The 22200-nt window shown below is 38.1% G+C and carries 22 protein-coding genes and 1 tRNA gene; 11 read left to right on the top strand and 12 right to left on the bottom strand.

Annotation, left to right across the window (positions count from 1 at the left end; translation table 11 throughout):
- Window positions 1-12 precede the first annotated feature (12 nt).
- The 6 genes from PR767_RS03010 to aspA all read right to left on the bottom strand — a co-directional run bounded on the left by PR767_RS03010 (window position 13) and on the right by aspA (window position 5949).
- Window positions 13-354, bottom strand: a complete 342-nt coding sequence (locus tag PR767_RS03010) for a helix-turn-helix domain-containing protein (protein WP_241016812.1) — start codon at window positions 352-354, stop codon at window positions 13-15.
- 780 nt (window positions 355-1134) lie between these two features.
- A tRNA-Phe gene (locus PR767_RS03005) sits at window positions 1135-1210 on the bottom strand.
- Window positions 1211-1336: 126 nt separating this feature from the next.
- A complete protein-coding gene (gene dicD, locus PR767_RS03000) occupies window positions 1337-1909 on the bottom strand; it encodes a division control transcriptional repressor DicD (protein WP_410479550.1) in 573 nt (190 codons plus the stop codon).
- 220 nt (window positions 1910-2129) lie between these two features.
- Window positions 2130-2423, bottom strand: a complete 294-nt coding sequence (locus PR767_RS02995; RefSeq protein ID WP_004908080.1) for a helix-turn-helix domain-containing protein — start codon at window positions 2421-2423, stop codon at window positions 2130-2132.
- 634 nt (window positions 2424-3057) lie between these two features.
- The gene (locus PR767_RS02990; RefSeq protein ID WP_004258703.1) at window positions 3058-4380 is read right to left on the bottom strand and encodes an anaerobic C4-dicarboxylate transporter; all 1323 of its coding nucleotides are present in this window, start codon (window positions 4378-4380) and stop codon (window positions 3058-3060) included.
- 144 nt (window positions 4381-4524) lie between these two features.
- The gene (gene aspA, locus PR767_RS02985; RefSeq protein WP_004908081.1) at window positions 4525-5949 is read right to left on the bottom strand and encodes an aspartate ammonia-lyase; all 1425 of its coding nucleotides are present in this window, start codon (window positions 5947-5949) and stop codon (window positions 4525-4527) included.
- 436 nt (window positions 5950-6385) lie between these two features.
- On the opposite strand from aspA, the gene PR767_RS02980 reads away from it, so the two are divergent.
- From PR767_RS02980 to PR767_RS02965, 4 genes are all read left to right on the top strand, one after another.
- Window positions 6386-6901 carry an FxsA family protein gene (locus tag PR767_RS02980; protein ID WP_004908083.1) on the top strand — a complete coding sequence of 172 codons (516 nt, stop codon included), beginning with the start codon at window positions 6386-6388 and terminating at the stop codon, window positions 6899-6901.
- 163 nt (window positions 6902-7064) lie between these two features.
- Window positions 7065-7358 carry a co-chaperone GroES gene (locus PR767_RS02975; protein WP_004908085.1) on the top strand — a complete coding sequence of 98 codons (294 nt, stop codon included), beginning with the start codon at window positions 7065-7067 and terminating at the stop codon, window positions 7356-7358.
- 51 nt (window positions 7359-7409) lie between these two features.
- The gene (gene groL / locus PR767_RS02970) at window positions 7410-9053 is read left to right on the top strand and encodes a chaperonin GroEL (protein ID WP_109911639.1); all 1644 of its coding nucleotides are present in this window, start codon (window positions 7410-7412) and stop codon (window positions 9051-9053) included.
- Window positions 9054-9471: 418 nt separating this feature from the next.
- Window positions 9472-9816 (top strand): DUF4156 domain-containing protein, encoded by a 345-nt coding sequence (locus PR767_RS02965; protein ID WP_004908089.1) that lies wholly within the window; start codon window positions 9472-9474, stop codon window positions 9814-9816.
- Window positions 9817-9860: 44 nt separating this feature from the next.
- Here the strand turns inward: PR767_RS02965 and epmB are convergent, their stop codons facing one another.
- On the bottom strand, window positions 9861-10889 hold the full coding sequence (gene epmB, locus PR767_RS02960; protein WP_004908091.1) for an EF-P beta-lysylation protein EpmB: 1029 nt from the start codon (window positions 10887-10889) through the stop codon (window positions 9861-9863).
- A 43-nt stretch (window positions 10890-10932) separates the two neighbouring features.
- Here epmB and efp point away from each other — a divergent pair, with 43 nt between their 5' ends.
- Window positions 10933-11499 (top strand): elongation factor P, encoded by a 567-nt coding sequence (gene efp / locus PR767_RS02955; protein ID WP_004258667.1) that lies wholly within the window; start codon window positions 10933-10935, stop codon window positions 11497-11499.
- Window positions 11500-11577: 78 nt separating this feature from the next.
- Here the strand turns inward: efp and PR767_RS02950 are convergent, their stop codons facing one another.
- The 3 genes from PR767_RS02950 to PR767_RS02940 form a co-directional block, all read right to left on the bottom strand.
- Window positions 11578-11775 carry a YbdD/YjiX family protein gene (locus PR767_RS02950; RefSeq protein WP_004908094.1) on the bottom strand — a complete coding sequence of 66 codons (198 nt, stop codon included), beginning with the start codon at window positions 11773-11775 and terminating at the stop codon, window positions 11578-11580.
- A gap of 248 nt (window positions 11776-12023) precedes the next feature.
- Window positions 12024-14117 carry a pyruvate/proton symporter CstA gene (gene cstA, locus PR767_RS02945; protein WP_004908095.1) on the bottom strand — a complete coding sequence of 698 codons (2094 nt, stop codon included), beginning with the start codon at window positions 14115-14117 and terminating at the stop codon, window positions 12024-12026.
- A gap of 339 nt (window positions 14118-14456) precedes the next feature.
- Window positions 14457-15365: an EamA family transporter gene (locus tag PR767_RS02940; RefSeq protein WP_109911641.1), complete on the bottom strand. Its 909-nt coding sequence runs from the start codon at window positions 15363-15365 to the stop codon at window positions 14457-14459.
- Window positions 15366-15634: 269 nt separating this feature from the next.
- Between PR767_RS02940 and sugE the strand changes: the two genes are divergently transcribed.
- Window positions 15635-15949, top strand: a complete 315-nt coding sequence (gene sugE, locus PR767_RS02935) for a quaternary ammonium compound efflux SMR transporter SugE (RefSeq protein ID WP_110731655.1) — start codon at window positions 15635-15637, stop codon at window positions 15947-15949.
- A gap of 111 nt (window positions 15950-16060) precedes the next feature.
- Here sugE and PR767_RS02930 read toward each other — a convergent pair whose 3' ends face one another.
- Window positions 16061-16270, bottom strand: a complete 210-nt coding sequence (locus PR767_RS02930) for a helix-turn-helix domain-containing protein (protein WP_004908101.1) — start codon at window positions 16268-16270, stop codon at window positions 16061-16063.
- Between the two features lie 206 nt (window positions 16271-16476).
- On the opposite strand from PR767_RS02930, the gene PR767_RS02925 reads away from it, so the two are divergent.
- The 5 genes from PR767_RS02925 (at window position 16477) to PR767_RS02905 (ending at window position 21432) form a co-directional block, all read left to right on the top strand.
- Window positions 16477-17238, top strand: a complete 762-nt coding sequence (locus tag PR767_RS02925) for a hypothetical protein (RefSeq protein ID WP_272519866.1) — start codon at window positions 16477-16479, stop codon at window positions 17236-17238.
- A 39-nt stretch (window positions 17239-17277) separates the two neighbouring features.
- Complete coding sequence (locus PR767_RS02920) at window positions 17278-18471, top strand: MFS transporter (protein ID WP_272519865.1); 1194 nt, start codon at window positions 17278-17280, stop codon at window positions 18469-18471.
- Between the two features lie 15 nt (window positions 18472-18486).
- Window positions 18487-19251, top strand: a complete 765-nt coding sequence (locus tag PR767_RS02915; protein ID WP_109911644.1) for a helix-turn-helix transcriptional regulator — start codon at window positions 18487-18489, stop codon at window positions 19249-19251.
- Between the two features lie 162 nt (window positions 19252-19413).
- Window positions 19414-20196 (top strand): helix-turn-helix transcriptional regulator, encoded by a 783-nt coding sequence (locus tag PR767_RS02910; protein WP_272519864.1) that lies wholly within the window; start codon window positions 19414-19416, stop codon window positions 20194-20196.
- A gap of 51 nt (window positions 20197-20247) precedes the next feature.
- Window positions 20248-21432 carry an MFS transporter gene (locus tag PR767_RS02905; RefSeq protein ID WP_272519863.1) on the top strand — a complete coding sequence of 395 codons (1185 nt, stop codon included), beginning with the start codon at window positions 20248-20250 and terminating at the stop codon, window positions 21430-21432.
- Between the two features lie 139 nt (window positions 21433-21571).
- Here the strand turns inward: PR767_RS02905 and PR767_RS02900 are convergent, their stop codons facing one another.
- Complete coding sequence (locus PR767_RS02900; RefSeq protein WP_272519862.1) at window positions 21572-22153, bottom strand: TetR/AcrR family transcriptional regulator; 582 nt, start codon at window positions 22151-22153, stop codon at window positions 21572-21574.
- Window positions 22154-22200: the final 47 nt, after the last annotated feature.

Genomic DNA, 22200 nt, shown 5'->3' with positions numbered 1-22200 from the left:
TTATGCCAAAGGTTAGACAATTGCTGAATTATAATAGTCTTTCAAATCATCTAATTCCCAACCAAAACCATTTAAATTAGTGATATGGTGTGAAAGTTTAGGATGATGGCTAACGATATAGAATAGCCTATGGTAAAAATCTGGGAAGTTAATACCGAGTATAAGAATAAATTTAAACAATACATCTACGGTTAATGCATTTTCACCTCGTTCATAACGGGATAATTGCTGTTGGCTAATACCTAGCTCTTTCGCAATGCTCTCACCGCTAATTCCTAACTCTTGTCGGTATTCTTGTAGGCATTTACCAACTAGCTGGCTGATATAATAAGTTGTATCTTTTTTCTTTTTCATGTGGAAACTTGACCCTAGTATCATTGATTCATAAAACTATTTTTATCTTTAAGAGTAAATTATGGCAAAAATAAAATTTTAGAATATAAGGTATTCCTTAATTAAAAATAATATTAAGTCATTTATTTCAGGTTCATATGCAGAGTCTTATTTTAAACATTATAGTTATTTTTTTATTTTAGAGAACTATTTTTGTTACTTAACAGTATGTTAAGTATTTATTGTGAATTGCTCGGTAAGGTTTAGTTGGCTTTATTGCATTAAGGCTTGGTTACATTCTCATTACAAATTATTATTATTTATTGTTTAATATTGTATTTGATTATTTTTTTAGCTCAATAGATGGGAATAAAAAATGATATTATGGTTTTTTAGTGGTTTATTTGAATAACTATTAATATAAAAACTTATTTTTAGGTTTTTAAATGAGACAACAGGCCAGTAAATACACGTAATAAGAGTGTGCGATCGCCATTTAATGGATAAAATGAGAAAAGGGTGAGAATAATAATCTAGTTATAAACCTTAGTGTTTGGCTTTTTCTAGTTTCCCCCTAATTATTTAGCATAAGTTAAGCCAATTAACTTTGGTTTATGGTTATTTTTATATCTATATTCTGTCTATAGGCTTATTACTCATAGCTTGCAAACAGAGAGCATAGAGAAATAGGTGTTTAGAGGAGAGTAAAGGCCATTCCGTGTCTTTAGCCTAGTTAGCTAAGTATGAGTGTTTGAAAATACAAAAGCAAAAACCCGCCTTTTGGGCGGGTTCTTTAAATAGTGGTGCCCGGACTCGGAATCGAACCAAGGACACGGGGATTTTCAATCCCCTGCTCTACCGACTGAGCTATCCGGGCAACGGGGCGCATTAAACCGTATTCAGCCGTTTGCGTCAATGCATTTTTAATAAAAAAACACTTTTTTTTACTGAGTGTTTTCTTTTTCAACAAAAGGTGTGTGTTTAGTATGCGTTAATTGGTTTTTTAGCTTAACGCTCCTTTTTTACGGCACAGTGCGATTGTCAGGATATCCTCAGAAAGGTGTTGTGCAATCTCGACATCTTGAATGTCCCTTTGTACTAATAAGCGGTTTAAACAGCCTTCGAGCACTAATTCCATTTGGTTAGCAACTAATTCCGAGTCTTCAATATCTAGCTCATCTAATAGGCTTTTTGTGAAATGAAACGAATTATCTTTTTGTAGGCGGCTTAATTGGTGGATAGGGTGTTCTGCATCTGGATAATAATTACATGCAGAAATGAATAAACAGCCCGGAAAACGCCCTTCACTGACTTTTTCAGACAATTGTTGGTAACGAGCCATTAATTTTTGTTGCGGGGTTAGGGATTCATCTAGCAAGGTTTGGCGCTGCCATACTTCAATTTGCTGGCTATGATAGCGCAAGCAATCATAAACAAGAGCTTCATCGTCTGGCCAAAACTGCCGAATAGTAGAGAAATCAGATTCAATTTCGCTGAGTAAATTTTCTGTAGATGCGGATAACCCTTGGATTTCCAATTGATTTAACGCATGACTTAAAATAATTTCACGTTGGATAGGCATTGTTAACTCCATCACAATAATGTCTGATTTTTCTCCATCATAACAATGTTCAATTGTGAATTATAGCGGTTTGCAGTGCTATCATGAGGCGCCGTTTCTGAGGTGAAATAAAATCAAATAAGAAATTGAATGGGTATTTTAAAGTGGGGAGTTTTAAGCACACAGGAGGGGGAAGAACCCCCCTGGAACGAACTTCATGGGTTTATATCGGGCTTTAATTGATCAATTTAGCTTCTAACGCTGCATCGATATAGTAATACTGAAAGACTTTTTTCATAAAGTCATCGATGTCATGTTTTCGCAATTCGAGAGCTTGTAAAATGTCCAAAAGACCTTGGATAGTAATGGCATTTTTACCTCTTTCATAACGGGAAACTTGCTGCTGGCTGATTCTTAGGCGAGAAGCTAATTGTGCACCAGTTAAACCAACCACTTTTCTGCGGTGCTTTAAAAAGGTTCCAATATAAACGGTTACATTTGTGTTTTTATTTCGTTGAGTATTTAGCATACCTCCTCCAAATATATAAATTTTGTTAAAATAAATTATTTTTGCTATTGAAAAGTTCTTGATATTTAATTCGTATTACTCCGAGTAATTAAATTATCATTATCAGATTTTTCGGGTGTTATTAAACAAGGATGAGTTAATGATTACCAATATTTATGGCGGATTGATTTTAAATTTTTGATAGATTATTTCTATCTTTGGTGCCTTCAATTCATGTGTCAAGAAAGATGGGTTAGCATTACTACCTATTCAGGAGTAAATATCAGAGCTTTATTCTGATTTTTATTTATTTTTATTTTATTCTTGAATCTATATTCCATCTGGTAATTGTAAGGAAAAAATGAGATAACTTATTATTGCGTAATTGTAGTCATTATTTGTTACAATTATATGTATAGCCTTAATATATATTATTAGAAAAATTCTTATTTTGATTTGTTTATAATCTAAAGTAATATATTTAAATACATATTATTAAAAAATAGTTTGAGTTTTTTATCTAAATGGTTATTGTATTTTTATAATTGCCTACGTGACTTTATATGGGATAACAAAAATAATATGTTATAGGTAGGTATAAAGAACCCGTGCTATTTGCACGGGCCTGTATAAGATTAATTTTAATTAATATAAACTATAGGATCATACCGCCAAATAAGAAGCCGAATGAAACAGCTAATGCGACAGCGATAGTGCCTGGAATAAAGAATGGGTGGTTAAAGACGAATCGGCCAATACGCGTTGTCCCTGTGTCATCCATCTGTACTGCTGCAACCAGTGTTGGGTAGGTAGGCAGAATAAATAGGCCAGAAACCGCAGAGAATGATGCGATAGCAGTTAATGGGCTAACATTCAGCGCTAATGCCATTGGCATCAGAGCTTTCGCTGTTGCGGCTTGTGAGTATAGTAAAGCGGAGCAGAAGAAGAATATAACTGCTAACATCCAAGAATGTTCATGAATTAAATCCCCCGCAGTTTCTTTGATCCAGTCAATGTTGTGCTGTACGAAAGTATCACCTAACCAAGCCACACCTAAAATACAAATACATGCGCTCATACCTGCTTTAAAGGTACTTGAGTTCAAGATAGCATCAGTATTTACACGGCAGAAAATAGTGATTAATGTCGCCACAGTCAGCATGATAATCAAAATTGCATTTGTGGTGTTCATTAATGGTGTTTCAACAATCCCTAAGCTTGGGCTGTTAATGATGGCATAGCAGACAACGCCAACAACCCCAAGCAAGAACAGCAGTACAGAAGACTTAGCGCCCGCTTTGATTTCTTTAACTTGGCTACCACGCAGTTCAACTAAACCTTCAGCTAAACGTTTTTGGTAGATAGGATCATCAGATAATTTAGAGTTAAACGTCCACGAGATGATGAATGACATCAAAATGATAGCAAGGAATGTCGCAGGTAATAGAACACTTAGAAGCGAGATATAGCTGACTGTGTTACCTGCACCCACCATTGCTGGGTTTTCCATGACGGATGCCATGTAAACCACTGCCGCAGAAATTGGTGATGCTGTAATACCTATCTGTGCTGCAACGACCGCAGTCGATAATGGACGACAAGGTTTTACACCTTGTTCTTTAGCGACTTCTGCGATAACAGGCAGTGTTGCTAACGAGATATTACCTGTCCCTGCGAAAAGTGTCAGAAAGTAGGTAACAATAGGTGCAAGGATGGTGATGTACTTAGGATTACGACGCAGTAATTTTTCGGTTTGGGCAACTAAATAGTCCAGACCTCCAGCAATTTGCATTGCAGAGATAGCGGCAATAACAGCCATGATAATTGAGATAACGTCAAATGGAATGGTTCCTGGTTTTACGCCAATAGCTGCGAGTACCAGTACACCAAGGCCACCGGCAAAGCCGATACCTATCCCACCTAAACGGGCCCCCAAAAAGATGGCCAGCAGAACAATAATAAATTCTACGGCTAACATAGTGTTTACTCCTCGACAAAATGAAAATTAAAATTATGAAACTGTTATGTTAATTATTTGTGTGTGTATTAATCAAAAAAGGCACGCTTTCTGTTGAGAGGCGTGCCTTTATTTTTAAGTATTATTTATGATAAACATAAATTTTTAGTCATCAAAGCGTTTTGCTTTATAAGCTGGGTGTTTTAAGTTCTCAACAGAGAAAATATCATCCAGTTCTGCTTCAGTCAGTAAACCGCGTTCTAAAACAACTTCGCGTACGCTCTTACCCGTTTCAGCACAGATTTTACCCACGATATCACCATTATGGTGACCAATGAATGGGTTCAGATAAGTGACGATACCGATGGAGTTAAATACAAATGCTTCACAGATTTCTTTGTTCACAGTAATGCCGCTAATACATTTTTCTTGCAGGTTACGACATGCGTTGCTCATCAGAGAGATAGACTCGAACATCGCTTGGCCAATCGCTGGTTCCATTACATTTAATTGTAATTGACCTGCTTCAGCAGCCATCGTTACACAGATATCATTACCAATAACTTTGAAACATGCTTGGTTGACGACTTCAGGAATAACAGGGTTAACTTTTGCTGGCATGATAGACGAACCAGCTTGTAACTCAGGTAAGTTGATTTCTTTAAGGCCAGCACGAGGACCTGAAGATAGCAGACGTAAGTCGTTACAAATTTTAGACAGTTTCATCGCTAGACGTTTTAAGCCTGCATGAACAGTGATGTAAGCACCACAGTCAGAGGTTGCTTCGATTAAGTCTTCTGCTGGAACGCATGGTAAACCAGTTACTTCTGCTAATTTTTTAACTGCAAGTTCTGAGTAACCAGGAGCAGTATTCAGGCCTGTACCAATAGCAGTTGCGCCCAAGTTAACTTCGAGCAGTAATTCAATGCTGCGTTTTAAGTTTTTCTCTTCTTCTTTTAAGAGAGTAGCGAAAGCATGGAATTCTTGGCCGACAGTCATTGGAACGGCATCCTGCAGCTGGGTACGACCCATTTTCAGAATGTCTTTGTATTCTTCAGCTTTAGCTTCAAAGCCTTTTTTCAGGTATTCAACAGACTCAATTAACTTCAATATAGAATTATACACTGCGATACGGAACCCTGTAGGGTATGCATCGTTAGTGGATTGACTTTTGTTCAGGTGGTCATTTGGATTTAAGAATTCATACTCACCTTTTTTATGACCCATCAGTTCAAGACCGATGTTTGCTAGAACCTCGTTGGTATTCATGTTCAGTGATGTGCCCGCACCACCTTGGAATACGTCAACCGGGAATTGGTCCATGCATTTGCCTTCATTTAGAACAACGTCACACGCTTTGATGATGGTATCCGCGATATTACGTGGAATAGTGTGCTGTTCTTTGTTGGCTAAAGCCGCCGCTTTTTTAACCATAACCATGCCACGAATAAATTCTGGGACATCGTTAATGGTGCGGTCGCTGATATAAAAGTTTTCAATCGCACGCAGAGTATGAACACCATAATAGGCATCAGCTGGAACTTCTTTTTTACCTAACAGGTCTTCTTCGATACGAGTATTGTTTGACATGAGAACCTTCTTAATTAGATTACAGTTACTGTCCGTTTATGCGCTTTAAAAATCGATACTTCGTAAAACAAAATTCACAGGTGATTAATATTGCAAAGTAAAACTTTACAAGCAATTAACACCGTCTACTACGTTGTCAGCATTATGATCTACTGATTTATGGGTAGATGATATGCTTTTAATCATCTATTGCCTTGAACCTAGATCACTATATAGTTTGATTTATGCAACAGATTTCACGTTGTGTGATATTCATCACAGATAAGTACCATTAATGAAAAAAATCTGTGAGTTGAAAAGCGTTATATCTGCCCCAATTATTATGGCTATACTAAAGAAAAAAGCGAATATTGATAGTTGTCTCTTAGATGCAGTTCACAAAGGTTTCCCTAGGGGCGTAAAATAATCGATAGCTTATTGAAATAAAGGAGAACTTGTGCGCTGGTTACCACTCATTCTGATATGTATTCTCGTTTACATTGAATCCGTCATTTTTGTGCGGGTTGCATCTGAAGTTGGTGTTTTAATGACGTTAATTTTAGTCGTTTTGACATCCTGCTTAGGTGTGTCACTTGTGAAAAATCAAGGCATGAAAAATGTACTGCAAATCCAACAAAAGTTAGCATCAGGTGAAAGCCCTGCAGCTGAAATGATCAAGAGCGTTGCATTGGTCTTAGCGGGTTTCTTGTTGATTGTGCCTGGGTTCTTTACGGATTTTATTGGTTTACTGTTATTACTACCGCCAATTCAAAAGCTTATTGTAATGCGCTTAATTCCTCATATTCGTTTCTACCAACCAGGTGCTGGTTTTAACCAAACGGGAAATGGCGGCTTTCAACGTGGCGATACTTTTGAGGGGGAATTCCAACGTAAGCAAGACGATCCTTCTTTTACAATCGATAATTCAGATAAAACAGATTCGTCAGATAAAGACGATCGCCCTAAACCATAAAACCATCCTATTTATGGGGAGATAAAAATGAAAAATTTTTTATCTCCCCCCTTGAAGTCCCTCTTCTTCGCCCCAATCTGCTCAAACATGGTACTAGTTTATTTAAGACATGCTGGTATCGTCCTTTTACCTAGTATGGACTTTATTTATAGGAGAACTATTAATGAAAATTCGTCCATTGCATGACCGTGTTATCGTTAAACGTAAAGAAGTTGAATCAAAATCTGCAGGCGGGATCGTTCTGACGGGTACTGCTGCAAGCAAATCAACTCGTGGTGAAGTTCTTGCAGTTGGCAACGGCCGCATCCTCGAAAATGGTGAAATCAAAGCACTGGATGTGAAAGTTGGCGATATCGTAATCTTTAACGATGGTTATGGCGTGAAAGCTGAAAAAATCGACAATGAAGAAGTCCTGATTATGTCCGAAAGTGACATTCTGGCAATTGTTGAAGCGTAATTTTCACTTAAAACTTCTCAACGAACGAAAAGAATTTGAAGGAAAGAGATAATGGCAGCTAAAGACGTTAAATTTGGTAGTGATGCACGTACGAAAATGCTTCGTGGTGTGAATGTTCTGGCAGACGCAGTAAAAGTGACTTTAGGTCCTAAAGGCCGTAACGTAGTTTTAGATAAATCTTTTGGCTCACCAGTTATCACCAAAGATGGTGTTTCAGTTGCACGTGAAATCGAATTAGAAGACAAATTCGAAAACATGGGCGCTCAGATGGTGAAAGAAGTTGCTTCTAAAGCTAACGACGCTGCAGGTGACGGTACTACAACGGCAACTGTACTAGCTCAAGCTATCATTACTGAAGGCTTAAAAGCGGTTGCTGCGGGTATGAATCCAATGGACCTGAAACGCGGTATCGACAAAGCAGTTGTTGCTGCTGTTGAAGAACTGAAAGCACTGTCAGTTCCTTGTTCAGACACTAAATCAATCGCACAGGTTGGTACAATTTCTGCAAACTCCGACGAAACCGTGGGTAAATTAATTGCAGAAGCGATGGATAAAGTCGGTAAAGAAGGCGTTATCACAGTTGAAGAAGGTACTGGTCTGGAAGACGAGCTGGATGTGGTTGAAGGTATGCAATTTGACCGCGGTTACCTGTCTCCTTACTTTATCAACAAACCAGAAACTGGTGCTGTTGAGTTAGAAAACCCATTCATCCTGTTAGTTGACAAAAAAGTTTCTAACATCCGTGAATTACTGCCAGTATTAGAAGGCGTTGCTAAGGCAAGCAAACCACTGTTAATCATCGCTGAAGATGTTGAAGGTGAAGCACTGGCAACTCTGGTTGTTAACACCATGCGTGGTATTGTTAAAGTTGCAGCGGTTAAAGCACCCGGCTTCGGTGACCGTCGTAAAGCAATGCTACAAGATATCGCAATTCTGACCAATGGTACTGTTATCTCTGAAGAGATCGGTATGGAGTTAGAAAAAGCGACATTAGAAGATTTAGGTCAAGCAAAGCGTATCGTTATCAACAAAGACACAACCACTATCATTGATGGTGTGGGTGAAGAGTCTGCGATTGCAAACCGTGTTACTCAAATTCGTCAACAAATCGAAGAATCTTCTTCAGATTACGACCGTGAAAAACTGCAAGAGCGCGTTGCTAAATTAGCAGGCGGTGTCGCAGTAATTAAAGTGGGCGCAGCAACTGAAGTTGAAATGAAAGAAAAACGTGCTCGTGTTGACGATGCTCTGCATGCAACTCGTGCCGCTGTCGAAGAAGGTGTTGTTGCTGGTGGTGGTACTGCACTGGTTCGCGTTGCAGCGAAACTGGAAGCACTGACTGGTGAAAACGAAGAACAAAACGTAGGTATTCGTGTTGCTCTGCGTGCGATGGAAGCGCCAATGCGTCAAATCGTTACTAACGCAGGTGAAGAAGCCTCTGTTGTTGTTAACAACGTGAAAGCAGCAAAAGGTAACGAAGGTTACAACGCGGCGACTGACACTTATGGCGATATGATCGACATGGGTATCTTAGACCCAACTAAAGTAACGCGTTCTGCTCTGCAATTCGCAGCGTCTATCGCAGGTCTGATGATCACAACTGAAGCGATGATCACTGATCTGCCAAAATCAGATGCACCTGACTTAGGTGCTGCTGGTATGGGCGGCATGGGTGGAATGGGCGGTATGATGTAAGCCAGTTGGCGACATCAAGCTCAAGTAGTTACTAACTAGGTTAGGGCTACCCACCATAAGACCGGCATCGTTATATTTCTAGCGGTGCCGGTTTTTTTATTGATTTTTAATTAATAAATAACCATTAATTATTGATGAAGGTAATATATCAAAACAAGATACAATTAATGCGTTATATGATTTATTTTTGCGTCAATGTTGCTTCGCAGGTTATATTTAACGTAAGGTAAGTGGTTTGAATTAGCAAAGAATAGAGCAGGTTCTTGATTAATTTGTGGTAGACTCTATTCGGCTGGTGATGTGCGGCAATTATGACGCTGTATGTTAATCACCTCCTAGATATTTCAATTAGTAGGCTATTGGAACTAAAGAGATTTTCAAACCAGCTGCAAAAACACAATGAAAAATGAGGGAAAACATGCGAATTAAAGTCTTGCTTGGTGCTGCTGCATTATTGCTTTTAGCAGGTTGTTCAACAACAACTAATTTGACTGCGGCAGGCTCACAAGTTCGTTTTGTTGAGAATCAACCTGGAAGTGATTGCCAACTTCTCGGTCAGGTTGCAGGGACTCAAAGCAACTGGTTGAGTGGTGTCAACAATGAATCTAGCTCAATGCGCAGCGCAGCAAATGATTTACGTAATAAAGCAGCGGCGATGGGCGGTAACGTGATTTTTGGTGCATCAAGTCCAAGTGAAACCGTGTTATCTAGCTTCATTCCATTAGATAGCAAAATGGTTGGCCAAGTTTATAAGTGCCCCTAAAATGAATTCATAGCGCCCAAATAATTGTTTGGGCGTTTTGCTTTCTAGTTCTGTCTTAAGTTAAGGTCAAGCAGTGTTTTACTTGGCTCTCCCCCTATTTCCCGAGCGAGCTTAGGTACAAGGTACCCAGAGACCTTACTCAGTAATTGCTGTATCAATTGTCTAGCTTCGGTATCACTCACTAAAAAGTGCGCAGCGCCTTGAACTTTATCTAATACATGTAAGTAATAAGGTAAAATACCTGCATCAAATAAGGCATTACTTAAATTCATCAGAGCCGTCACGTTGTCATTAACTTGGCGCAGTAATACGCTTTGGTTTAATAATGTCACACCTGATAGTTTTAGTTTTTGTATTGCCTTGGTGAATGGCTCGTCAATTTCGTTAGCATGATTAACGTGTGTAACCATAATGACCTGTAACCTAGAGCTAGCAAGACGTTTACAGAGCGTATCTGTAATGCGTTCTGGTATCACCACAGGCAAACGAGTATGAATTCTAAGGCGTTTTATATGAGGAATCGCCTCTAATTGGCTGATGAGCCAATCAAGTTCATGGTCTTTTGCCATCAACGGATCACCACCTGAGAAGATGATTTCATTGAGTTCGGTGTGGTTTTTTATATAATCCACAGCCATCAACCAGTTATTTTTATTTCCTTTGTTGTCTTCGTAAGGAAAATGCCGGCGAAAACAGTAGCGACAGTTGACTGCGCAGCCACCTTTTACCAGCAGTAATGCGCGGTTGTGGTATTTATGCAATAAACTTGGAATTTCATTATCCTGCTCTTCTAGTGGGTCAGTAGAAAAACCTGGATGTATATCAAACTCTGCTTTTGCAGTTAATACCTGCAATAGCAGAGGGTCTAGTGGATCACCTTTTTTCATGCGGGAAATAAAGGGCACTGGAACGCGTAAAGGAAATAATTTACGTGCCTCACTGCCTTCTTTCGATAAAAGATGATTTTCTAGGTTAAGTATTTGCAGCAATTCATCTGGATTAGTGATTGCTTCAGCAAGTTGTTGTATCCAGACTTCTCTGGATGAGGTATTTTGAGTTACAATATCGACCATTTTTTGGCTATGCCATTTTTAGTTTATAAATTAGAGGATCACCATGGCTACTTATAGTACCAATGAATTCCGCTCAGGTCTTAAAATCATGTTAGATGGCGAGCCTTGTGTCGTTTTAGAAAGTGAATTCGTCAAACCGGGTAAAGGTCAAGCATTCGCACGTGTGCGTATCCGTAAACTGATTTCTAACAAACTGTTGGAAAAAACATTTAAGTCTACTGACTCTGTTGAAGGTGCAGATGTCATGGATATGAACTTAACTTACCTATACAACGACGGTGAGTTCTGGCATTTCATGAACAACGAAACTTTTGAACAGTTAGCAGCGGACGAAAAAACCGTTGGCGATAACGCGAAATGGTTAGTTGACCAAGCAGAATGTATTTTAACACTGTGGGACGGCCGTCCTATCGCGGTAACTCCACCTAACTTTGTTGAGTTAGAAATTACCGATACTGACCCAGGCCTGAAAGGGGATACCGCAGGTACAGGTGGTAAACCTGCAACACTGAGCACTGGCGCAGTGGTTAAGGTTCCTCTGTTTGTTCAGATCGGTGAAGTTATCCGTGTTGATACTCGTTCAGGTGAGTATGTTTCACGCGTAAAATAACGGTTGATCCTATACTGAATCGTTAAAAATAAAAAGCCGTGGTACTCGACCACGGCTTTTTTTGTCTATTTTAAGTGATTAACAGCACTTAAACCCACCTTTGCCACCGTAACGTGCGTCTTGACGCTCTTTGAAAAATTCTTCATAGGTCATAGGCGTTTGGTCAGGGTGTGTTCTTTGCATATGAGCGACATAGTTGTCGTAATCGGGAACGCCAACCATCATTTTTGCCGCTTGGCCTAGGTAGCGGGCCGCTTTTCCCAGTTCTCCAAACATAAATCCTCGTCATATTTTGTGTTGTAGCGGTGTTGGCTTCACTTGTTAACCCTAGTCACATACTGTTATGTATGCTCCTAGTTTCTCCTTCATACTTCACGCTGTTGCTGCGTTGGCTTCATCCGCTAACCCTAGTCACATACTGGAGTATGCTCCTAGGGATTATCTTCTTTGCCGCCTTGCTCCAACGTGAATTATTTTGGAGAAAGAGTATATGTCCTAAACAGTGACAAGCTTTTCCGCGAAAATCAATGATGGCGCGTATTTGCCACGATTTCTTCATAGTTGGCTGGCATGGGTTCATATGGTACTTCATTCGCAGTTGGTTGGTCAGATTTTAATGCCTTCAACGCGGTGCGGATGGAGAATAGAGCCAGTAATACCACGACAATCATAAAGAAAATAGTTAACCCTGCATCTAAGCGGTTATTGAAAATTAACTGAGTTAATTGAGACTCTGTATATTGAACAGGAATATTGCCGCTATCAATCATCGCTTGGAATTTATTTGCTACAGCTAAGAAACCGACGCGGGCATCTTCACTGAAGGTTTTTTCCCAGCCTGCAGTCATCGTGCAGATTAACAGCCATGCTGTTGGTACTAAAGCGACCCATGCATATCTTTGGCGCTTCATTTTGAACAGTACCACAGCACACAGCATTAATGCCATACCTGCTAACATTTGGTTCGCGATACCAAACAATGGCCACAAGGTGTTAATACCACCAAGTGGGTCGACAACGCCTTGGTGGAGGAAATAACCCCAAGCTAGCACACACAGTGCAGTTGCTATCAAGTTGGCGGGTAGCGAATCCGTACGTTTCAAAGATGGAGACACCACTCCCAGTAAATCTTGTAGCATAAAACGTGCTGCTCGGGTTCCTGCATCCACCGCGGTTAAAATAAATAATGCTTCAAATAATATGGCAAAGTGGTACCAGAATGCCACATTCATCAAGCCGCCAAGCGCACCGTGAAGAATATACGCCATCCCAACTGCCAGTGTTGGCGCACCGCCTGCCCGTGAAATAATACTGGTTTCACCCACGTCATTCGCAATGCTGTTGAGCTGCTCAGGAGTGATTTGGAAGCCCCAACTACTGACAACTTGGGCCGCAGAGGCGACCACATCTTGCGTACCTGCGGGAGCTAACATCGCCATGGGACTATTCATGGCAAAATAAACACCCGGGTCAATCACACAAGCGGCAACCAATGCCATAATTGCTACGAAAGATTCCATTAACATGCCACCATAGCCAATAAAGCAAGCTTGGTTTTCATTAGCCAACATTTTTGGTGTGGTGCCTGATGAAATCAGTGCATGGAAGCCAGAAACGGCGCCACAAGCAATCGTAATAAATAAGAATGGAAACAAATCACCTGCCCAAACTGGGCCTGTACCATCAATATATTTCGTTAACGATGGCATCTGTAAGTTTGGATTGAGAATTAAAATACCAATTGCCAATCCAATGATAGTCCCGATTTTTAAAAAGGTTGATAGATAGTCGCGGGGAGCGAGTAATAGCCAAACTGGCAAAACGGCAGCAACAAAGCCATAACCGACTAACATCCAAGTGAGTTGAACACCTGTATAGTCAAAGTAAGGTGCCCAAGTTTCGCTTTCAGCAACCCAACCCCCTGAGATAATTGCAAATACAAGAAAAACTAGCCCAATAATAGAAACTTCACCAATGCGTCCTGGGCGGATATAACGGGTATAAATACCCATAAAAATCGCTAAAGGAATAGTAAAGGCAACCGTATAAGTTCCCCATGGGCTATGAGTGAGGGCTTTTACGACAATCATGGCAAGTACGGCTAAGATGATTACCATAATCATAAAACAAGCGATTAAAGCCAGCACCCCTGCGGTATTGCCCATTTCTTCTTTGACTAATTCACCCAGTGAGCGGCCATCTCGACGTGTTGAGACAAACAGCACCATAAAATCTTGTACGGCACCAGCTAGCACAACCCCAGCGAGTAGCCACAGCATACCGGGTAAATAGCCCATTTGCGCGGCAAGAACAGGGCCAACCAGTGGGCCGGCGCCTGCGATAGCGGCAAAATGGTGACCAAATAATACTTTTTTATCTGTTGGTACGTAATCTAAGCCATCATTATGACGAATTGCAGGCGTCATTCGAGTTGCATCGACTTGGAGTACTTTTTTAGCAATAAAAAGCCCGTAATAGCGGTATGCAATCAGATAAATACATACGGCAGCGACAACGATCCACAAGGCATTGATTTGTTCGCCACGATATAAAGCGATGTAGCCAAGTGAAAAAGCACCGAGCAGAGCGAGCACAATCCAAATAAATTGTTTACCCATAGCCATCCCCATCTGTTCAATGAATGATATTTGTTATTTATTTAAGTGAAACTGAGGAAGATATAGCCATAGTTAAGTTAAAGAAAAAGTAGCTAAAACGAGACACCTAATTGAAATTTGAGATAAATTTAATAATTGTTGTCAGTATCACTAATTTAGGATTATTTATTGGATTTTATCTGGTTTTGAGCTAGCGATTATTTGATGAATTGGTTTTTTATCTGGGTTTTTGATGTTTTTTAGTGATAATGTCTGTTGCGATGTTTTTGTTGATACGAGAATGGTTAAAGAAAAGAAAATAATCGGAAGCTAAAAAACTCCCGACTATTAATTGGTTAACTAGGCTCGTCTTAATTGTTGGATTATTTTTTTACCAAAAAGCGTGGTAATTAGGCCAAACATGATCAAAACGAGGCCAGCAACTTGTACGCCATTTATATGCTCTCCAAGGAATAAAGCACTGCTGCTTAAACCAAAGACTGGAACCAACAATGAAAAAGGAGCAACACGCCAAGCTTCATAACGGCCGAGCAGGACTCCCCAAAGCCCATAGCCGACAAATGTTGATAAATAAGCTAAATAGATAATGACACCAAAGACTGACCAATTAAAGCCTGATAGTCCTTCAACAATGGCTTCTTCACCTTCTAAAACCCATGAACTAATCAAAAAGGGAATGATTGGGATCAGCGCGCTCCAACTGACCAATGATAGGGCACTGCATTTCTCAGCACCTTCCTGTTTCATTATGATTCTATTGGTAATGTTGCCGCAAGCCCATGATAAACCAGCAATTAAAGTAAATACTAACCCGAGTAATGGAATATCATCTAGCCCACCGACGGTGGCGCCATTGGCTAAAACCGTTAGCCCTGCAATCGCGATAAACATACCAAGAAAGTGAGTCGGCTGTAATGATTCTTTTAAAATCATTGCGCCGAGCAATAAGGTAAAAAAGGCCTGAGATTGCAAGATAACAGAGGTAATCCCCGCTGGCATCCCCACTCTAATCGCGCAAAATAAGAAGGCAAATTGACCAAAGCTGATGGTGAGCCCATAGAGAAGCAATAATTTGAACGGAATTTTGGGGCGCTTAAAAATAAAAATAGCAGGAAAGGCTACAAACATGAAACGTAATGCGCCTAATAATAACGGCGGAAGTGCGGTAACGCCGAGTTTAATGATAACGAAGTTAACCCCCCAAATTACGACTACACAAAGGGCGAGTAAGATGTCTCTGAGACTCATGCTATTTTCTCGATGAACTTGCCAGATTAGACATCTACTTTACATGTGTATAATTTTGAGTGCGATGGTTATGATGCTTAATAATAAAAAACGGTATAAAAAGGTTAAGTTTTATGGTTGATTTGCGCTTATTTGTTATTTTTCGTTGCTTAAGTCTGGGTCTGTGAATATTTATAATGTATTCATACATCATACGTATTCAGGACGGCCTGAATCAACGTCATTTAAATATGGGGACGACCCCGAGTAATTAACGGGAGCAAGCAATCATGGCTTGGATCGTTCTTTTTTTTGCAGGTTTATGCGAAGTGGTATGGGCTGTAGGTTTAAAATATACTCATGGTTTTACCCGTTTAACACCGAGTATTATTACTGTTGTCGCTATTATTACCAGTATGGGGTTGTTAGCCTACGCCATGCGTGATTTACCGGTCGGCACGGCTTATGCCATTTGGACGGGGATTGGGGCTGTGGGCACAGCAATTGTTGGGATTATTTTCCTTGGTGAGTCAGCAAATATGTTCCGCTTGTTAAGCCTTGCTTTGATTATTACCGGGTTAATTGGTTTAAAAGTATCAAGTTAATTTTCAAATTAATTATTATTTAATTAAAAATGAATAATAAGCGGGAGACAGAGAAAGTTACCCGCTTTATCTTCTTGATATTTTATTGGCATAAAGAAAACTATTCTTATGTTATTTTTCGTTATAACGCGATGGCCAAATTTCAGATGGTGCAACACCCAAAAACTCGGCAATAATACGCTCTCCTTTAGGCCAACGTCTTGACAAGGCGTTATTTAATGTTGATGAGTTTAACCCTGCTGAACGTGATATTTGTGAAAGAGAAGAACCTTTTTTCTTTATCGCTGCAATAATATCAGCTGAATGCCAATCTTGTTTCATACGATCTCCAATAGTGAATATATAAATATAATTGAAATTATTTAAGTTAGCTGGAACTAAATTTAGATATCAAGATAAAAAAATAATTCTTAATTTTAAATCCCTTTAAATTTTGGTCTTTGAATATTTATTTTTATGTGCTAAAGATATGGGTTAAACGCTTTTATTATCTTTATTTTTATTTAAATAACTATAAGGTGATTTTTATGGATATAGAAAACAATAAGATGGAAAAAATAAGCACTAGAGTAAAGTTAGATCTTTGCAATTATTTTAATTGGAATGATATTGATATCCATTATACGATTATTAATGTTGATGAGGAAAAGATATACACATTATCTAGTAATTATGAGTGGCAGTTAATTTATTGGCATCATGATATGGATTTATCATTAAAAGAACGGTTATTCTCTGAGGTGCAATATTGGAGTAATTATTCAGATGCATACCAGAAAATATTAACCAAACTCGATAAAGGAAATAAAAAAATTGATATTTGTAATAGGTACAATAATTTATTTGAGATATTTTCACTCAATGGAAACCATAAAGTCTCATATGAGTACTTACTTTCATTATATCAATGGCGTTCAATAGTTTCTGATTATGCATATGAAAAATGGTCTGAAAATAAAACGGTTGCATTACCGTTACGCCAAAAAATTGAATTAGATGAACCTGTACCTATTATTTGTAGAAGTAAGGAAACCCCTAATTTTATACGTTTTGGTCAGTTATCATTTTCAAACAAAGAAGCATTAACCATCCGCTTGTTGCTTTCCCACCGAAATATCAAGGAAATTAGCCGTATTCAAGGCTGTTCGGAAGAGGTGGAATATATAAGAGTTAAAAACATCAAGAAAAAATTAAACTGTGAAATGGTCTCTCAAAAGGAATGCTTTTCGGTAATGGAAGGTCACGGCATTACATTAACAAGTTTAGAAAAATTAATGCCTATTAATTAATTTAACTATTGGTTTTCTATAGGGACATGGGATCATTTTATGAAATGGAAATTACGTTTTGGTGCTGTCGCAGGGCATACCTTAGAATTTTATGATGTTGCAATTTTTGCTGCAATTTCATCATATTTAAGTGCAGAATTAACCCGCCTAGGTTATCAGCAAGCAACGGAGCTGGTGTGGGGGATTTTTGCTTTACGTTTTCTTATTCGGCCATTAGGGGGGTATGTAATTGGCCGTTATGCGGATAAAGTCGGTAAAAAACCGGCAATGATTTTGGTCAGCATTCTTACCGGTAGTGCCACATTGTGTATGGCATTTCTGCCTATTGAATTATTAGGGATATATACACCTTTAGCCATCCTATTTCTTCAAATGTTGCTATCTTTTAGTTTTGCGGGTGAAAGCCCATCACTGTCTACCTATTTATATAAAGATTCTAAACCCCAAGAACGAGGTCGAATTTCAGCGTTGTTAACTGGAAGTGCGGTTGTTGGCGTTATTGGCTCGTTAGGAATTGTGTTAATTCTTGAAAATATATTACCCCCTGAAACCATGCAAAGAGTGGGATGGAGAATACCACTGCTATTAGGTTTAGGTAATATACTGATCTGTTTCTGGTTTCGCTATCGCTTACCAGACCAACCAATTGAATATGATGGGCGCCAGAAAATAGATTGGCTTAAGGCATTTAATATCTTACTGGTTGTTATTCCTGGTTCGGTTATTTTTTATACCTTAAATTTTTCATCTTCGTTTTTACTTAAGGAGCTAGAACTAGAAGAATTTAAAAGCATATATTCAATGATATCATCAACGTTATTATTGGTTTTAATGGCAATAGTTGGTTGGCTAACAGATAAATACAGCTACTCTGAGCGGGTGTTTAACTTAGGGGTAAAGCTCGCTGCGATATTATCAATTCCTATTTATTACCTAATGTCTACTAAGGTTTTATCATTAGTACTTATCTCCCAATCGTCAATTATTATTATTTCAGCGATGGTGTTATGCAATTGGAATTATGCGATGGCAAAACCAGCCAATGGGCAAGTTACGACGTTAAGTATGGGGTATAACCTTGCATCGACGATTATAGGTGGGTTAACGCCATTAATTATCAATTACTTAGTCCTCATTGATGTTTCCTTGGTGGGTGTTTTTGTTTCATTGAGCTCGTTAACGCTATTTGCGTCATTTTTATTGAATAAAAAACAAAGGTTATTAACTGCTTAAATTTAAGGGGGATGTATGAATATTGAAAATAAACACTTAGAACTGTCTTGTTCTGGTTTTGGTGATAAGTTTTTAAAATATTTCGATTGGAATGATATGGATGTGACTTACAGTAGAGTGGATGTAACAAATAACGTGGTAAAAGTTATTTCAAATCACTATGAGTGGGTTTTAATGTTTTGGGATGATGACCTAGATAAAAAAGTAAAGGAACGATTAACCCCCGGTATTCAATATTGGAATAATTACTCTGCCGCATTCCAAAAAACATTATCTAAAACAGATAAGAAAGAAATGAAGGTGGATTTTTGTACCCAATATGGTGGTATATATGAAATTACCTCAATAAATTCAAGGAAAAAATTTACAAGTAATGAATTATTAGAACTCTATAAATTAAGAGCAGTTATTTCTGATTACTCCCAACATGCCTGGAAAGATAATGAAAATATTATTTTACCACTTAGGGCTGACATAAGCTTATCTCAAAAAATTGAAGATAATAACCGAGATATTTTAGATGCTCACCACTACATGCGTTTTGGTAATATTCGTTTTACCCGTAAAGAAATGATGACTATCCGATTACTATTATCACATTGCCGGGTAAAGGAAATTAGTTATATCCAAGGTTGTTCGGAAGCGACTGAAAATAAACGTATTCAACGTATTAAGGAAAAATTAGGTTGCTCTTATACTTCACCTAGCGGTTTATTTCAGGCATTAAAAGAAAATGGCATTACCCTTGCTTGTCTGGAGTCTCTGGTAAGTTACCCTTAATTTAAAATATCTATTTTAACGTATTGAATTATTAACCAAATTGAGAGTAGGGATGTGGAGCCTTTAATTCATTAACTTCCAGATACTAATAAGTATACTGTTTTTTAAAAGTATTAATTTTAATCTAATAATTTAAAAAAATAATCAAATTAAGGATAGTGTATGGATATAGAAAATAATTTATTAGAAAAATCCTGTTCTAATTTAACAAGCCTTTTTTCAAAGTATTTTGATTGGAATGATATAGATTTGTCCATAACCAGAGTTGATCTTAGTAATAAGCAAGTGAGTATTATGTCAAATAATTACGAATGGCTGCTCATATATTGGAATGCTGATTTAGATTTACGTTTAAGTGAACGGTTATCTCCAGGGATTCAATACTGGAGTAATTACTCAGAAAGCTTTATAAACACATTAGCAAAAACTAAAAAAAGAAAATTGAAAATTGATTTTTGTGCGAAGTATGGAAACATGTATGACATTGTCTCCATTAATTCTAGGAGGATAATTTCACTCAACGATATGATATCACTTTATAAGTGTAGGCCAACGATTATAGATTTTGCGTATGAATCATGGAAAAAAGGCAAAGATAATTATGCTATTTTACCCTTGCGCGAGGAAATTAAGTTTCCACAGAATAGAGTTTATAAGCTTAGTGAACAAGAGCTTGAACCTTTAGATATTCATCCTTATATGCGTTTTGGTAATATTCGTTTTACTCGTAAAGAAATAATTAGTATTCGATTGTTATTATCACATTGTCGTGTAAAAGAAATCAGTTATATCCAAGGTTGTTCGGAAGCGACTGAAAATAAACGTATCCAACGTATTAAGGAAAAATTAGGTTGCTCTTATACTTCACCTAGCGGCTTATTTCAGGCATTAAAAGAAAATGGCATTACCCTTGCTTGCTTGGAGTCTCTGGTGAGTTATCCTTAAAGGTCAGAATATTTTGCTACAAGGAAAGTCATTAATAGAAAAGGGACAAAAATGAAATGGAAATTCAGGTTTGGTGCGGTTGCTGGTAATGCTTTGGAATACTATGATATTGCAGTTTTTGCAGCTATATCTACTTATTTAAGTATTGAATTAACTAAATTAGGTTATTCTCAAGCGACAGAAATGGTATGGGGTATCTTTGCATTACGTTTTTTAATCCGCCCTTTAGGCGGATATGTTATCGGCCGCTATGCTGATACGGTAGGAAAAAAGTCAGCCCTAGTATTAACAAGCTTGATAACCGGTACGGCAACATTAATGATGGCACTGTTACCCATTGAATTATTAGGGAACTATACGCCATTAGTGATATTAATTTTACAATTGGCTCTTTCTTTTAGCTTCGCAGGTGAATTTCCCTCTCTAATTACATATTTATTTAAGGATTTAGATGGAAATATTCGATCTAGAGTTTCGTCAATTATTGTTGGTAGTTCTTTGTGTGGGGTCATTGCATCATTAGCTATCGTTTTCATACTAAAGAATACGTTATCTGAATATACTATGCAGTCAATTGGCTGGAGAATTCCATTGTTAATTGGTTTGGTTAATATTTTTATTAGCTTTTGGTTTAGAGCTAAATTACCTAATTATAAAAATGAATTAAACAGAAAAATAATGTTCAGTTGGTACCGTGTTTTTTTGGTATTCTTATTTACCATTCCAGGTACTGTCACTTTTTACTCTCAAAGTTTGTCAACCTCACTAATTATTCAACAATTAAAGATAGATGAGATAAAAAATTATTATGAAATATTTTCATCCGGTTTATTGCTAGTTTTTATGATGATATGCGGTTGGCTAACAGACAAGTATAGTTCGGCTAAATCTGTTTTTGATATGGGCGTTAAAGGGATGGTGTTGTTTTCAGCGCCACTTTATTTTTTATTACAAATAGATAGTTTGCTTCTAGTCTTTTTTACTCAAGTTGTTATGTCCGCATACTCAGCGATGATATTGTGTAATTTATCAGCGGTACTGATGGGCAAATCTAATGGGCAGGCAACAATATTAGGTGTTGGTTATAATAGCGCAGCTGCCTCTATCGGTGGGATCACCCCTCTGATTGTCAGTTATTTAGGTCACTTTAACCTAGGTTATGTTGGGCTATTTATTGCGGTTTGTGGGCTTTTTTACTTTGTATCTGCTTGTTTGCCAAAACCAAACCCTGCTTAGTGTTAACCATGATTTAATCCCCCCGTTAGGGGGGAAATCATCATAAATTATAGAGCTATAGTAATAGAAAATAAGATTGCCACCCTATTGGGTATACAAAAATTTTGCGGATGAAAAATAAAACCCAGTATTAAATGTGTTATTTGATGAGTTGGCTGAAACGTTGGTATAGGATCTCGCCCAGAGTATGTTGATCATACTCAGTACTATTGGCTAAATTATCAACAGCAGCATGCATGGAGTGATAAATTATTGTCGCCATCAATTCATGTGGCAATTCTGGCCATGCTTTGTTTTGCTCACCAAAAGCTAAAATAGCTTTAATCTGTTCAACTGCACGGGTTTCATGATCATTACTGCGGCCGTGGTATTCGTCATGAAATAGCATGTCGTGAATATTTTGTTTTTCAACATAGTATTTGACGCTATTTTCACACCACGATTTCAGCTTGGCAGTGGCACTTTTTTGTGAATCTAAAGCAGATTGAATGTAGCCTAAATACCAGTCCATGTAGCGTGTGCGTAAGGCTTCCATAATGTCATTTTTGGATTGGAAGTAGTGATAAAAAGTACCTTTTGCGACATCGGCAGCGATGACAATTTCACTGACAGTTGTATTGACAAACCCTTTAGAAAGAAAGAGTTTTTCCGCTGCATTCATCAGGTCATCTAACCTTTCTTCCGCAGGTTTCGTTCTTGGCTTTTTAGGTGGTGTTGTCATTGAGTTTTTCTCTTAATGTTCTTTTCACAACAAAGGTTATTCAGGCA

Origin of the sequence: Providencia sp. PROV223, assembly GCF_028479245.1 — a bacterium.
Lineage (GTDB): Bacteria > Pseudomonadota > Gammaproteobacteria > Enterobacterales > Enterobacteriaceae > Providencia > Providencia rettgeri.
This window is presented reverse-complemented; position numbering and strand designations above follow the sequence as displayed.